The sequence below is a fragment of the Nostoc sp. genome (assembly GCF_036917575.1).
Classification (GTDB): Bacteria; Cyanobacteriota; Cyanobacteriia; order Cyanobacteriales; family Nostocaceae; genus Nostoc.
The window spans coordinates 1-15848 of record NZ_JBALDC010000100.1 but is presented as its reverse complement, the minus strand read 5'-3'; the positions used below and the strand labels follow the sequence as shown (position 1 = coordinate 15848).

Genomic DNA, 15848 nt, shown 5'->3' with positions numbered 1-15848 from the left:
TTGATGGCTAAAATCATCTGGCTTCAGATTTATCTCTCCTGGGAGCTAATTTATTCGTTACAATTATTTACATAAAACTAATCAAAGCTTGAACTATTTTTATGCCTGAGAGTTTAACTAAGCTGACTTATCAAACCTTTCAGCAGAGCAAAAATTACTTTGGTCTAGCTCACAAAATATTAAGTTCACGGTTGAGGAACCTGGTGTATCCGACACTTGAGCAAACGACCAAACCCATCCCCAATGAGCTTTTACTCAAACTTCAACAGAGATTGAATCAGTTGCTAGAAACAGACTGGCAAGATGCCGAAAAAGGTGTATATCCAGAAAGTTTGCTGTTTGACAACCCTTGGGATGAGTTTTTCCGCTACTATCCGTTGTTATGGCTAGATTTTCCTCAAATGTGGGAGCGGGTTCAAAAACAGAATTACCAAGATTTTTCGCCCGAAATTGATACAGATGGTTATCCCAGCTACTACGTGCAGAACTTCCATCACCAAAGTAATGGCTACTTGAGTGATTTGTCAGCCAATTTATATGACTTACAAGTAGAAATTGTTTTTGGTGGGGCAGCTGATGCAATGCGGCGGCGGATTCTCGCTCCCCTCAAGCAAGGACTCAAAGCAATTGATTCAGTTACACCACGGCAAACCCGTATTTTGGATGTAGCTTGTGGAACTGGGCGGACTCTGAAGTTGATTCGGGCAGCCTTGCCGCAAGCATCTCTGTTTGGTACGGATTTGTCACCAGCTTATTTGCGTAAAGCAAATGAACTACTATCCCAAATTCCAGGAGAATTGCCGCAACTTTTACAAGCAAATGCCGAAGAGTTACCCTATCTAGATAACTATTTTCATGCTGTAACTTCTGTTTTTCTTTTCCATGAGTTACCAGCAACTGTACGTCAGACAGTCATTGAGCAATGCTTCCGGGTGACAAAACCAGGAGGAGTCTTTATTATCTGTGACTCAATTCAGTTGAGTGATTCACCTGAGTTGGAATATATGATGGATTCTTTTCCCGAAACATTCCATGAACCCTATTACAAGCATTACAGCAGTGATAACTTGCTAGAACGTTTACAGAAAGTAGGCTTTGAGAATATTGAGACGCAAGTCCATTTTATGAGCAAGTATTTCATTGCTCATAAGCCAGCTTGAGATAAAACCTTTCATTCTCTTTTCTCTAAATAAATACCCAAAAAGGGCAAATGCAAAATTTTGCATCTGCCCTTGGGTGTAGAATAATTAAAAGGACTAAGAAAAGCTAGCAAATCCTTTTTAATATTTATTTTGTCGGGCCCATCTGTGAGAAAAAAGAACCAGGGGCAAGAGTAGGTCAGGAATAGTAAGATTCGCTGCCAAGTGCAATAAACCTATACTACTTGTGCGAATCTATGCTCTAGATAAGTTCAGATGTAACGAAAGAGATTTTATGCTTCGCCAAAGGACGCTAAACAAACGCCAAAGCGAAAAGCAATTATTTCCCGATGTAGATAGCCAGTTACTCAATGTATGAGAAAATCTGTTTGGGAATGAAGTGAAGTTGCCTTAAAACTGTTTCCTCAACAAGCAAAATGTCTGAATTAGATGTGCTTTAGATTAACTGATAGCAGAAGTAACGTCTATTTCTAAAGCCGTTGAGGATTGAAATGCAAAGCTTTCGACCGAATATGAGCAACAGTTGTAGAGCTTTTGAAGAGTTGGTGATGCTATCGATTAAAGCACTTGATTTGATTTGCTTTTTGAGTGGCAGGATTGAGACCAACTATATATACAAAGTTTGCAGCTGAAATACTAAGCGATCGCTGAAGACTTTCGTGTGTCAACTGTATATATATCTGCCAGAAAAACTGTGTAACAGATGTGAGCATAACATCCTGTTTTCTGGTAATTCTGTTCATTTGGGAAAAGAGGCATTACTCTACAGTAGTTAAACCACAGCATAGATATTTCGGGCTTTTTGTGTCACTTCTCTACGCCCACTACCGCGATGACGTGGCGCATCATCTGAAGCTTGTTCAGATGCCGCCAAGTGCCGTTGTTCCGAAGTGGGCGTGGAAGGCAGCCCTGTTGATAAGTGATTGACCATTGCTTGGCAATTAAAAACTAAGGGGCCGAACACCAGACTAGAGATTAAAAGTGAAATAGCAGCACGCATAGCAGATGTCTATTTTGGAACTCTCCTGTTCACTGATACTTAGCTTTTTGAAGAATATCCGGATAATTAATCAAAAAGTATTCTGCTTTACTGAAAATAAACTCTTTTTATCCTCTGTTTAAATGTTCGACTAATAACCAATTACCAGAGTGATTGTGACGACCCCACAATGTAACTAATTGTTCGTGGGGATAAGCGCGTAATTGCTTGTCGATATGCGATCGCAAAGTTACAAGCTGCCAACTCTGCCCTTGATATGCGGCTGGGGCTGTGACAGTGAATTTGTATTCCTGCTGTTCCCTGCGGTAAAAAATCCCTTTAAAACAGTTACTTTCCTGAATTAATCCTTTATCAAAAGCAGATTCAGGACAATCGCCACTAACTGGATAGGCTTGTGGGTTATCTAAGTAATACAGTTGCCAGTGCTGCCAATCCGAATGATTGGGAGTAAGATTAAACAAAGGAATAATGAGCACTTTTGAGCGATTATCTTCTAATAAAGCCGTTTGCAGCGTCCTAACAGGTAAATCTCTCGGCTGGCAGTTTAACTCAACGCATATTGCTGCTGCCATCCCTGCTGCTTGACCAATTCCCATAACCACAGGTTGTAATCTGGTAGCGCCATTGGCAATGTGAGAGACAGAAATATTCTTTTCACAGACCAAAAAACCATCTGTTGTAGCTGGAATTAGACAACTGTAAGGAATTGTAAAAGGAGTCCCCGTCCAACGTCCTCCCCAACGGATGGATTTTGGTTGTAGTGGAAATTGAACGCCAGGATAATGATGGTCATTGGCGTAGTTACCAACTGCGATTGCATCCTTAAATATAGATGCAACTCTACCTTTGGCGATTGGTAAAATATCCTGTTCTCGGACAGTAGTTAGCCCCACCAAGCGGCGGCTTTCTCGGTAATAGGGATGCAGTGCAAAAGCTGTATGGGTGTGAGGAAATACTTTTTTTGCTAAACCATAGTGACTACCAAGCTGTTTTTGGATAAAATGAGCAAAATTTTGGCTGTGCCAGCGAGATTCTTGGATGAATTCGCCTCTGGATACATCTGACTCTATCAATCGCCCTACTCCTTCGCCGTAGTCATTGCCACAGATTGGCCAATTCATCATAAACAGGCCACCAGGCAAACGTCCATAATTTAAAAATGTTTCTGCTCCATAGCCATCCCAAGCACCTGTAAACTGAGATGGCTTATAGTTAGGCGCAGCCAGAATCTCTGGTGCAATTGATTCACCAAAGTCTTGCATAATCACTATATAAGTGGGCGCTTGCACAGGATATTTCTGGGTTAAAGAGTTAAAAGTCACTGGGGCGCTGGGTTCTCCCCACTTTGATTGCAGTTCCCAGCCCCAGTGGTAAGGTATATCAGCTAAAGGTAATAAATCTCCTAACTCTGTAGCGTCGAGAATAACCTTGGCTGTGACAGCAAAATCAGCAAAGCAGACACCAGTAATCGAATCACCTTGGCGGTAAACCTCCATTGGCACTTGTCCAGAAATCCAGTGCAGATTCGGCAATTCCTGCACCCAATCAGCAAAAATCTCTGCCCCAATCCGAGGATCGTAACTAAAAAAGCTTACCCAGCTGTTATCTAATCCTCCGGGCTGTCGTTGTTGCAATTCCTGCAAAAATGCACCCCATAACCCCGTTTGAAAGGCTTCTAATTCGTTGCCATCGGGTGCAGACACTCCAGCCGAAGTTAGCATTCCTCCTAACCAAGGAAATTCACTCACCAAAATGGTTTTGGCTCCCCGTCGCGCCGCTTGGATAGCAGCCGCAGTCCCTCCGGTTCCACCACCGACAACTAAGACATCAGCCGTGTATGTTTGATTAACCATCCTTTAACCTCACTGGAATTCCGATATATTTTCCTAAAAAAAAGCGATCGCATTTCAGTTTTTATCTCAAACTGAGTGCGATCGCGATCGGATTCCTGAAATCAAAAGAGATTATTAGGATTATTTAACAATTAGTACTTACGCTACTAGAAGTCAAGGCAGTGTTGAGTTAGATTTACTTTGTCAAACCCTCAAACACACCCCTCAAAGCTGCAACAGCATCTTGAGTCCGCGCCCAAACTCCTTGATCTGGGTCTTGACCTGTAAGTTCTCTTGTACCCAAAACTTCTAACACACCTTTCAACTGTTCTTGATGAGCGCGATTTTGAAAGTTCACTTGATTGAGCGGCCCAATAGCTTCTTTCACGTCATCACCTACTACCTGAGCAGCTTTATGGATAATTAAACCAGTCATTACGGCTTGGTGCTTAATCCTTTCGTGAATAGAAGCTTTTTGGTACAGTGTCAGCTCATCGCCATCTATTATCCGGTTTACTTGCTCAATGTACTGCCCGATAGTGTCTCTAGGCTGGGCTGCACCACCACCAAATTTTGAAATAACTCCCTCAATCACTGTCAGGTTTTCTTGGTCATCTTTGAGAAAGTCGTTTAGGCGTTTGCTAATTTCTTGATCGTTGCTTACAGCAGGTAGTACTTTTCGTTCGTTAGAAATTAGCAACTCTTGTATAGCTTTCAAATCTGCTAGCTCTGTAGCGATCGCCTTACGCTTGGTATCATCTAAAGCTACAACCATTTCTAGACTTGCCTCAAATAATTTAGGATACTATTAACCTCTCACATTTGTTTTGCTCAACAAATCATTCTTGAGATGTATTATCATTATATTTATGCCTAAAGTCGCAAACAGGAATACAGCGAATCTGATACCCGGATAAACTTCCAGAAGTCGAGTAGCTGTTCTGCTACAAGCTGATAGTGGGAAAAGTGAAAGAAATGCCCTCCTTCTAAACAAGACCAGAGGCGATCGCCATCCTTGCAGTGCCTCTGGTTCCACAATAATATCGTTTAAGCTACCGCAAACCATCAAAGGTACTGCAACTTTGTTTGCCTTTATACTCACCCTCTCAAACAGAGAATGAGGAGAGAGCGAACAATCTAAGTCTTGCTCCAGCAGATGTGTCAAACTCTTGAGAGTGCGTTTATCCTGATAACCAAACAAGTTATAAACCATATCAGTCAAAAGCTTTTGGCGACTTAAAAACTGACGGTGCATATAATAATGAGCTTGCCAATCAACCGCCGCATCAACACCCACGGCTAATAGTGTCAAAGATTTGACTGTTTCTGGATAGCGACGGCTATAGAGTAGCCCTAGTAATCCTCCTGTACTATGACCAATTAAGTGAACAGGTCGATTGCAAGATTTCAGGTAGTCATGAAGCAGAACAACAGCAGCATCTAGGGAACTTACTTCATCTTGGCTTTGGCGATATTTCCACTCTTGGATTATTACTAGATCGGACAGATAACGAAGTAGTGGTTGAGCAAAGTATTGCAAACTAGGGCTTGTATTTAACCAAAGAACATCCGGCAGTTTAGACATCCTGATTTTCCTGTAAATAGAATAAACTCTTAATTTGCTAATTAATAATTTTTGTAACTAATAATCAAAAGTTGCTATATCTGATTCCATTTGATTTTTCCAGTCATGCTTACTAGTGTATCAAGCCTCTTGCAAAAATTTATTGATAAAAATATTCAATATATTTGAGAAAAGCTCACAATGTTCTAGAGATTATTGCAAATAATTATTGTTAGTGCTTCAAAACCGTTTCTCTTTTTTGATAGCTTAACGTTGACTGCTAATGTTACATCTAGTATCGTTGAGCGGGGAAAAACCAACGTGAAAGCACAGGTATTTAGAGGCGTTAATCAACTGTCTTACGAAGATATCCCAGTTCCAAGTCTGGAACCAGATGAAGTTCTGGTACAGGTACAGGTTGTGGGGTTGTGTCAGTCAGATATAAAAAAAATCCGTTATCCGCTATATGAACCGCCGCGCATTTTTGGACATGAAACTGCCGGCACGATCGCAGCACTAGGCAATAATGTCAAAGGTTGGCAAGTTGGACAACGTGTAGCAGTGATGCACCACATCCCTTGTATGCATTGCGCCTACTGCCTAAATGATAATTTCTCCATGTGCGAAGTTTACAAAAACATCTCCACTACCGCAGGCTTTAACGCCAGTGGCGGTGGTTTTGCTGATTATGTCAAGGTTCCTGGACATATTGTGGAAAATGGTGGGTTGATTCCCATCCCGGATAACATCAGTTTTGAAGAAGCCAGTTTTGTAGAACCAACTAACTGCTGCTTGAAGGCAGTGAAAAAAGCCCAAATTGCTCCCGGACAAACTGTGTTAGTTACTGGTGCTGGGCCAATTGGGTTAATGTTTATTATGTTGGTGAAGTATTTCGGAGCAAAAGCGATCGCTACCGATTTACTACCTTCTAGAATTGATAAAGCCTTGAGTGTTGGTGCAGAAGCGGCTTTTGATGCTCGCGATCCCGATTTATCTGCCAAAATCTCTGCCTTAACTGGTGGACTAGGTGTTGATGTTACACTGCTAGCTGTTCCGAGTGAGAAAGCTTTCTTTCAAGCACTTGATAGTACCCGCAAAGGTGGTAAAATCTTATTTTTCGCGGAATTTCCTGATGAGGTGGAAATTCCCATTAACCCGAACATCCTCTACCGTCGGGAAATTGACTTGATCGGCAGTTATAGCTCATCTTATCGGCTTCAGAATCTATCAGCCGATATTGTATTTAATCAGCGAATTGACGTACAAGCATTGATTAGCGATCGCTATCCATTAAAAGATTTATCAGCAGCTGTAGAAGTGGCGATCGCACCCACACCGGATACTTATAAAATCTTAATTTATCCTTAAAAGGAAGATTAGGGAGATGGGATGTTAAAACTAGAAGTTTAAAGTTCTGAGATTCAACAACGAAGCTCAGAGGTTCAAAGTTCACGCTTAAAAGCTCAAGTTTCATCCTCATCTCTCTCACTTTCCCCTTGTCCCCCAACAAAATGCTTATTACCCTACTTTTCGTAGCTCTACTAGCTTTTTACGTCGCCTGGAATCTCGGAGCAAACGATGTCGCTAACGCGATGGGAACCTCTGTAGGTTCCAAAGCTGTCACCCTCAAACAAGCGCTAATAATTGCTGGGGTTTTAGAGTTTACGGGTGCTGTGTTGTTTGGACATGAGGTAACGGAAACTCTAGCAACGAAAATTGCTAATCCCGCGTTATTTGCAGCTACACCCCAAATATTCGTTGTTGGAATGGTAACGGTACTAATATCGTGTGGTATATGGTTACAAATTGCCACATCACGCGGTTTACCAGTGTCATCTTCTCATGCGGTTGTAGGTGCGATCGCTGGATTTAGTTGGGTAGCTTTGGGAGTAAATGCAATTGATTGGTCATCAATTGGCTTAATTACCATTGGCTGGATTTTAACGCCGTTAATTAGTGGTGCGATCGCTGCTTTACTCTACAGTCAAATTAAGCACTGGATTTTAGATCAACCAAATCAAGTAGTACAGTTACAAGAGTGGATTCCCTGGTTGAGTACTGCGCTGCTAGGTGTCTTCGGCGTAATTGTCTTACCATCACTAACAGAACCGCTAACCAATTTTGTAATTGAGCAAGTTGGTTTTACAATCCCTTCTCATGACATCCCACTCTTAACTGGTGCAGTAGCAGCAGTTGGACTCACAATAATTAGTTGGCGACAGTTAGAACAAACGAAAGAAGTATTTTTCACTCCCCAGTCCCCAGTCCCCAGTCCCCATTGCCCCTTATCCCCAGAGGGGGCCCCGAGTTCCCCAGTCCCCAGTCCCGTTGAGCGCTTATTCGCCCGATTTCAACTACTAAGTGCTTGCTTTGTCGCTTTTGCTCATGGTTCTAATGATGTGGGAAATGCGATTGCTCCTTTAGCTGCGATCGTTTACATCAATCGCACTGGTAGCGTACCTACCGATGGTATAACTATCCCCCTTTGGATTTTAATCCTTGGTGGTGCTGGTATTGTTGGTGGTTTAGCTGTCTGGGGAAAAAAAGTCATCGCTACCATTGGCGAAAATATCATTGCCTTGCAACCCAGTAGTGGATTTTGTGCCGAACTAGCAACTGCTACCACCATCCTCATCGCTTCCCGGCTAGGTTTACCAGTCTCCACCTCCCACGCTCTTGTCGGTGGTGTAGTTGGTATTGGACTAGTGCAAAATTTCAAGTCGATTAAGTTTCAAACACTAAAAGGCATTGCTGCCGCATGGCTAATTACAATCCCTGTGAGTGCTGCCCTTAGCGCTGCTATTTTCAGCATCACTCAGATTTTATTGTTCTAAGAATTATTAATATTTTCCAAACTTTTCTTCTACTATAATTTATTCAAAGCAAAACCCAGACTGCAACAACGCCGAAAAAAGCGTGCTTTTGCAGAATTGCTGTTCATTCATTAGAATGTTGTGCAGGGGATAGCGTAACTTTGAATTTCCACAGAAGATACTTTAATCTCCATTTAGAGAGATAAACTGTCATACAAGTTACATTCCACACAAATTTATAGTTAGTTTCGCAAGTCAGACAATTTGGTGGGGATATCTAACGACGAGTCGCCTACGCACACGCATCTGTAAATCTTTGACAATTATTATTGGCAGCAAAATAATAAATATTTATTTGGAGTGAGATTTCTTTAAAAGTAAAAATTTCATTGGCAAATAATTTATGAAAATTAAACTGACCAAAAATCAAAAAGTCTCTATCTAAGAAACTTCTAGATGTAGCGATCAAGCCAAAATCCCTTCGGTTAGGCAATCTCCCAGACACTCTGGCGTTGCTAACAATGGGAATCGCCCTTCGGGTGAGGCTCTCTACGAGACGCTGCGCGAACGCAAGCTCGCTAACGCTGCGCTAACGACGCAATAGCGCCAAGACGGCAAGTGGACTCACCAAGACCGATGCTACCTCACCAAAATTCCAAATCTAATGGTTAAATACTTATCAATGCTGAAGATAACACGGTGTAGTAAGCTGTGTGGCAAACTTAAATGCTTTGCTAACTTGTGTCTACTATGACAGAATTACGTTGAAATGCGGAAGTACTGTTAAAATTTTTAATTTATCTGACAAGATACAGGAAATTAGGATGACCGCCAATAAAGTGTACCGAAAGCAGCTTTATCGTCAAAGTGTTAGAGGTTAGAAGCTAATGGGGCGATTCGAGAAGCAACCAGAAAACCCAAACCCAAGAATCAGAGGGGAGCTATCTAGAGCAGCAGAAAATGCTCTTTGGGCTGTAGTTGAAGACTTAGAAAATCTTCAGCAGAATGTCCTCAGAGCTTTGCAGGAAGACGTAAAGCGGCTTCAGTCAGAAAAAAATCGGTTATCTGATGAGATTCAAAGCTTGGTAGAGGAAAAAGAGCATTTACAACAAGTGCGCCAAATTACTGAGCAGCAAGTGTTAATTCGGCAACTGGCAGAAGTTCTGGCAAAGCATATATCTTCACAACTGCAATCCTCTCTAGCAACTTTAGCAAATCAAGGTATAGAGGGCAAATCTTACGAACAAGCTGCACTGAAATCTGCTGAAGTGAGCAGCAATGTAGTAGGTGAAATTAATGAAAAAGTCGAACACATGTTTGACAGTCTGGATGACACCGTTACTATTACCTTTAATTCTTTACAACAAGAGCTAAAGAACTATCAAAGTAATCTTTCCCAACAGCTGTCACGGATGTATAGCCAGCAGCAGCAAGGGGAAACAATTTTGACGGAGTTTGTCGATCGCCTGCATGGAGAACTAGAAAAAACTATAGAAGAAACTTCACGCAAACCAGCAACAGCAGGTAAACCTACTGTTTTGCAGTTTACGGAGCCACAAAAAAACAGTTCTGTTGAAACATCCCTACCAGAGTTTGAGGAAGTAGTAAGAAATTCCCTTGAGCCAATTTCCCCGACCTCTAATAAATTTTCACCAAGGCAAACGACATCAGAGCCGCCGATTATTAAAGAAAGCGTCGCGAATCCAATTTCTGTGCCCAACAAGGATTTGTCGCCAAGGGAAACAACATCAGAGCCGCCGATTATTAAAGAAAGCGTCGCGAATCCAATTTCTGTCCCTAGCAAGGATTTGTCGCCAAGGGAAACAATATCAAAGCCGCCAATTACTAAAGAAAGCGTCAAGAATCCAACTTCTGTCCCCAGCAAGGATTTGTCGTCAAGGGAAACGCCATCAAAACCTACTGCGGCTGTAGTTCCGCCACCAAAGGATGATGCTACCGAACCAATTTCTGTCTTAAATCAAGAATCGCCGGAAAACGAAACGAAATCAGAGGGTTTGCTCGGATCTTTGCTACAACCGAGAATGATCCGACCTTCTCCAAAAGATCCTAATGAACCAATTGCTGTCCGCCGCAAGAACGTATCGCAAACCAAAGCTAAATCCTCATCAACCACTGCGCTACTAGAACCACAAGCAAAAGCAAAACCCCTGGAATTGCGATCGCCTAATTCTTCTAGCTCATCGACACTCCAAATCGGTTTATTGTTGATTGTCTTATCGGCAGTGATATCATCACTTTATAACGTAGCCATCAAGGTGATTTTCCACGAAGGTTCCCAGATTTTTGGAGTATTAGACGTAGAGCAATTGCTACCGCCGACTTTGGGCAATACTCTGTTAATTTTGACGTTACGGTTTATGGTAGTCGTACCACTGATGGTACTTTTATCTCCTATATTGCATCCAAGACTGTGGCAAGACTTGGAAAATTTGTCTGCTTCAGTCCGAGGAAATGCCACACCTGCCAATGCAGCTACCAAGCAGATTTTGGTGTTGTCAATTGTGAGTGGGTGCTTTTTGTTTTTATCTCAGGTACTAATTTATATTGCGATCGCTCAAGTCACAACTGGAATGGCGATCGCACTGTTCTTTATATATCCAATGGTTAGTGGTCTATTTTCATGGTTTCTGTTTCGCGATCGCCCGACTCTATTCCGCATCGCTGCGATCGCCGCGATTTGCTGCGGTGAATTGTTAGTTTTATGGGGTTCTCCCAGCATCGGTATCGGTAATACTTCAATGGGAAGCAGCACCGCTATTCTTTCAGGTGTGGCTTTTGCTGCCTACATAATTCTGACGCGAGTCTGTGCTAGCAAACTGCATCCCGTAACTTTTACTTTAATTAACTTCACTACCATGTTGTTGTTAAGCTTTATTTGTTTGATGCTACCTTTGCCAAGCAGTTGGAACTTGGTAATAGTTGACCCCTCTAAAATACTGGAGCTGGTTTTGAGCGCGTTTATTTTGGGTGTGCTGACTCTTGCAGGTTATTTGCTCAATAATGTTGGTATTAGTAAACTAGGAGCCTCACGATCGGCGCTCATCGGTGGTAGCATCCCAGTTTTAACCGTAATTTTTGCTGGGTTAATTATTCAGGAGAATTTGGATATTGTGCAAATTCTGGGAGTGTTATTTGTAACCTTTGGCGCTGCTGCTTTCAGCTTTGAAACAATGCGAAATCAGGTTAAACCCTCTAGTCCCACGAATTAAATGGCGAGTTCAATCAGCTTCAGGGTGATGAGAGCTACTTTACCTCCCATCACTCTCAGCATCAATCTTGACGCTAATGCGCTTACTTGTAACTTCTCTAAATCATCTGTGACAAACAAGATCCCCGACTTACTAGAGAAGTCGGGGATTTATGTTTTTATGAATGATTTGAGAATGCTGTATAAGTGCAGCTCACACTTAATAGATCAGCAAATAGTATTCACAAGAAATTAACTTGTAATATATTTCTAGGAATTTGACCTGATACAGATAGGGAAAACACGTATATGTAAGCAACTTGAGTTAGTACTGACTCCAGCAATTGAGCACGAGTACTTGCTTAAAGAGAAGATTCACAAGGAGTTAAGACCATTGCAGCACATTTTGGAACTAAGAGATGAAGAAGTCGCACAAATGTTTAGAGTGCCCCGTTTTTTATAGAAGCGGATCTAAATTAATTACTTTTGATCGCAACCAATGTTAAGAACCAACCACAAAATCAGCATTTTTCGTTAGATTTGGTAGTTTCCTAGACTCAAAGCGATGTCTACGGTAGACTGCACCCACGCAAAATCTGTATCAATAAGCAGTTCTTAATGCAACTATTTTGGAACTTATTGAGAATACAATCCCTTTGTTGATATTAAGCAGCTGGACTGCTTCTTTTTTCCGTGTGGGAAGCTAAATAAGTAGGCAAGAATAAACTAACTTATGTTAAGCAGTGTAAATTTCTTAAATTTTCTTATAGTGAGGGCTAAAGCCCTTATACTTCGGTTTTATTTGTCGCTTATGGAAAAGACCTCAGACGGCGCTAAGTCACTACAAATATTTAATTATTCACACCCACTTACTAATTGTGCTTCGTAAGATGGTATGTTTATTTCTGTCGTTTTATACTAGTCAACTTAATCTGCGTAGGCGTAGCCCACCGTAGGTATCGCCAAGACACCTAGAAAAAAAGCTGATATCGTAGCTTGTTGCAGATAATTATCCTTTATATAGCAACAAACCATCTACGTAATTTAAGTTTATCAAATATATAAAATAGTGAGGTAAAAACATACTTGAAAGTAGCCAATAAATTAGTTAAATCATGAAAAATTAAAATTTTCTCATGAAATAAATATAAATTTATTGCCAAAATATCTCTAAATAATCATTAGATTGAACCTAAGATGTTTTATTCTATGTATGGTTATTAACTAATCTTTCGGTTATTAGCACGAGCGATAAAACCTTATAGATACGCGATTCTGCCGTAATTAATCGCAACTTTTAGTGTCCAATCATCAATTTCTCAAACTAAACAAAACTTGAATTTAAGAGTAGATATAAAAACATCATCAAACTTTGATAAAAGCGAAATCAAAGTATTTAAATAGTCATCATTTAGAAAATTTAAAATGCGAAATTTTATTTCAAGAACAAAAAATAGTGATATGATAATGAACAATATTTGAAAAATAACAGGTGTTTTGAAATTGGAATTATTTGCTCTACTTGATGTCTACTATTTTTTCTCAAGCCAACGGCTGATAGTGCCGAGACATCATAGGAGGTTGTGAACGGAATGATAGTTCACAATAAGCTGTATAGCTCAACCTCTAAATGTGGCTACACCTGGTAAATGATTTGTTTTGAGACTATTCCCAATTATTTATAGTCAATTGTGTACTACAAATAATTCGCCAAAGCTGAAAAAAAGCATCTTTTTCTAGTAACACATATCCCAGATTAACGGCGCAAACTAGTTTTTACTCTTGTTGCTCTTGAAAGATGAAAAAACCAGATAACTGAAAGGCTTTGTAGATTAATTGCAGCATAGTTGACTGTTGGGACATAAACCGCCGTTAAGCTGAATTTGGTAGTGTCTTTAATTTTCTGGTTAAATGCTTTAGACAGTTATAGTCACAACTACCGACTCTGCTTTTGTACCAGGAAATATGCGAAAATGGTAGTTTGTGCTACCACCGATATCATCGTTATCGCATACTAATATAGTTTGAAGTAAAGACAGCCTTCAGCCAGGTGTATACTACCTATTTTCACTTGATTAAAAATTCTGTAAACGTGCTATTCAATTGTCTGTAATATGAGTAACGACATAGATCTGATCAAACGTCTTGATCCCAGTGCGATGGATCAGATCATGCTTTATCTGGCTTTTAGTGCCATGCGGACGAGTGGGCACAGGCATGGGGCATTTTTAGATGCAGCCGCAACAGCAGCAAAGTGTGCAATTTACATGACCTATCTAGAGCAGGGACAAAACCTGCGGATGACAGGACATTTGCACCACCTGGAGCCGAAACGGGTAAAAATTATTGTAGAAGAAGTCAGGCAGGCGCTAACAGAAGGCAAACTGTTAAAAATGCTGGGTTCCCAAGAACCTCGCTATCTGATTCAATTGCCTTATGTCTGGCTAGAAAAATATCCTTGGCAACCGGGGCGATCGCGCGTTCCTGGCACTAGTCTGACAAGTGAAGAAAAAAGACAAATTGAGCAGAAACTGCCTAGTAACTTACCTGATGCTCAGTTAGTTAGCTCCTTTGAGTTTCTGGATTTGATCGAATTTTTACACAAGCGATCGCAAGAAGACTTACCACCCGAACACCAAATGCCTTTGAGTGAAGCTTTGGGTGAGCATATCAAGCGCCGTCTGCTTTACTCAGGAACCGTAACGCGGATTGATTCTCCTTGGGGAATGCCCTTCTACGCGCTTACCCGTCTTTCTTATACCCCAACAGATGATGAAGAACGTACACACATCACCGTGGAAGATACTGCTCGGTATTTCCGCATGATGAAAAATTGGGCAGAACGGCGACGAAACGCCATGCGCTTGCTGGAAGAACTTGATATCCTCCCAGAAAAAATAGAGCAAGCTATGGAAGAATTGGATGAAGTTATTCGTGCCTGGGCAGACAAATATCACCAAGACGGTGGTATTGCAGTGGTTTTACAGACGGCTTTTGGTGAAAAAGAAGACTAGTACAACTAACTGTGTAAACTGGGCAAAATTCTAAATTCCCAAAGCTGAAAAACTGACGTGAGTTCAACTAACCTCTCTCCAGATCCTCTTTGCGTTGGAGAGGAGCATTATAATGATTTTTCATTTCTTTAAATGCTTAACTGGTCAGTAGACACTTTGGGAACAGTACTAGAGATATCGGAATGCCTACAAGTGGCAGAATTGGCACTGAAGTTTGTCCGAGCTAATAAAGCGTTTGACGGAAGTTGCATTCGTGTACAATCCGCCGTCAGGTTAACGTGATATCTTTATAGTCTGGATAAGACCGGGTGTTGGCAGAATCGAGGAGGGTAAAAATACGGCTTTTTTGGGCGAGGTGCAGACACTTCTTCAACCTTTGGATCGTGAGATAGAAACCAAAGTCAGAAATATAGTAACTATTATTGCTACAACCATATTGCGATCGCCTTTCACCGGATGTGGAAAGGGGAGATTGGTTCAAGGATGATCTGATACTGACTTGAAAATCTAACCACAGCTAACATTTGAGTAAAGGTTTGAGATTCAAGAGTAACTCAACGATCCAATTACTCCAATCGCTTGACAACTTTTTTAGTCTTGGAAATGTGCTATCTTTGTTTCCAAGGCATATTTGGACTGGTTCAATCTTATAATAATACACTCAATTCCAGTTTGTAGTGACTTAGAATTAGTGCGACAACAGCAAGCGATCGCTTTATCTACGATCAAACTACAGGTAATCTTTTATTTGACGCAGATGGGATTGGTAAAGCTGCACAAGTTCAAATAGCCCAGTTATTGAATCAGACAATGCTGAGTAATATAAATATTACTGTCATTGCTTAACGAAAGCTATGTCAGGTTGAAGCATTATGAAGAAGAGGGGGAATGGGCAAAGGGAAAAGGGGAAAAGGAACCCCATACTTCAAAGCAGGGGTTTCAAGTATGGACGCTGATTTTTATCGTACTGCGTGTCTCAAAAATCTTCTTTTTTGCTCTCCATCTTTAAAAAGAGGGGCTTTATACTCGTAGGGAAAAGTTTTTAATTTTTTCCCTTTACCCCTTACCTTTTCCCCTTTTCCCCTTATCGGTAATATATAAAGTTGGGCTTCGCTGTTACTTAACCCAACCTACAAATAAAAATCAGATGATTTATTTTTTGGTAAGCTGCTACGCAGCTAAATTTAATAAACAGCATTACCTTTGTTTTTAATCTTACGCTCCCATTTAATAACAAGACCTCCTTCATTTAGCAAT

General features: G+C 41.0%; 10 protein-coding genes. 5 read left to right on the top strand and 5 right to left on the bottom strand.

The features are described from left to right. Positions 1 to 101: 101 nt before the first annotated feature. Positions 102 to 1160, top strand: a complete 1059-nt coding sequence (locus tag V7K79_RS28420) for a class I SAM-dependent methyltransferase (protein ID WP_335052683.1) — start codon at positions 102 to 104, stop codon at positions 1158 to 1160. 772 nt (positions 1161 to 1932) lie between these two features. Here the strand turns inward: V7K79_RS28420 and patX are convergent. From patX to V7K79_RS28400, 4 genes are all read right to left on the bottom strand, one after another. Next, entirely contained in the window at positions 1933 to 2160 is a 228-nt protein-coding gene (patX, locus tag V7K79_RS28415) for a heterocyst-inhibiting protein PatX (protein ID WP_335052681.1), read from the bottom strand. A 107-nt stretch (positions 2161 to 2267) separates the two neighbouring features. Next, on the bottom strand, positions 2268 to 4013 hold the full coding sequence (locus V7K79_RS28410) for an FAD-dependent oxidoreductase (protein ID WP_335052679.1): 1746 nt from the start codon (positions 4011 to 4013) through the stop codon (positions 2268 to 2270). A gap of 175 nt (positions 4014 to 4188) precedes the next feature. Beyond that, the gene (locus tag V7K79_RS28405; protein ID WP_335052677.1) at positions 4189 to 4767 is read right to left on the bottom strand and encodes a hemerythrin HHE cation-binding protein; all 579 of its coding nucleotides are present in this window, start codon (positions 4765 to 4767) and stop codon (positions 4189 to 4191) included. 33 nt (positions 4768 to 4800) lie between these two features. After that, positions 4801 to 5577, bottom strand: coding sequence for an alpha/beta fold hydrolase (locus V7K79_RS28400; RefSeq protein ID WP_335052675.1), 777 nt, complete (start codon positions 5575 to 5577; stop codon positions 4801 to 4803). A 300-nt stretch (positions 5578 to 5877) separates the two neighbouring features. Between V7K79_RS28400 and V7K79_RS28395 the strand changes: the two genes are divergently transcribed. From V7K79_RS28395 to hetR, 4 genes are all read left to right on the top strand, one after another. Beyond that, complete coding sequence (locus tag V7K79_RS28395; protein WP_335052745.1) at positions 5878 to 6924, top strand: zinc-dependent dehydrogenase; 1047 nt, start codon at positions 5878 to 5880, stop codon at positions 6922 to 6924. Positions 6925 to 7067: 143 nt separating this feature from the next. After that, complete coding sequence (locus V7K79_RS28390) at positions 7068 to 8390, top strand: inorganic phosphate transporter (protein ID WP_335052673.1); 1323 nt, start codon at positions 7068 to 7070, stop codon at positions 8388 to 8390. 866 nt (positions 8391 to 9256) lie between these two features. Continuing rightward, on the top strand, positions 9257 to 11599 hold the full coding sequence (locus tag V7K79_RS28385) for an EamA family transporter (protein WP_335052671.1): 2343 nt from the start codon (positions 9257 to 9259) through the stop codon (positions 11597 to 11599). Positions 11600 to 13691: 2092 nt separating this feature from the next. Beyond that, positions 13692 to 14591: a heterocyst differentiation master regulator HetR gene (hetR, locus tag V7K79_RS28380; RefSeq protein WP_335052669.1), complete on the top strand. Its 900-nt coding sequence runs from the start codon at positions 13692 to 13694 to the stop codon at positions 14589 to 14591. Between the two features lie 268 nt (positions 14592 to 14859). Here the strand turns inward: hetR and V7K79_RS28375 are convergent, their stop codons facing one another. Further along, positions 14860 to 15072, bottom strand: coding sequence for a hypothetical protein (locus V7K79_RS28375; RefSeq protein ID WP_335052667.1), 213 nt, complete (start codon positions 15070 to 15072; stop codon positions 14860 to 14862). Positions 15073 to 15848: the final 776 nt, after the last annotated feature.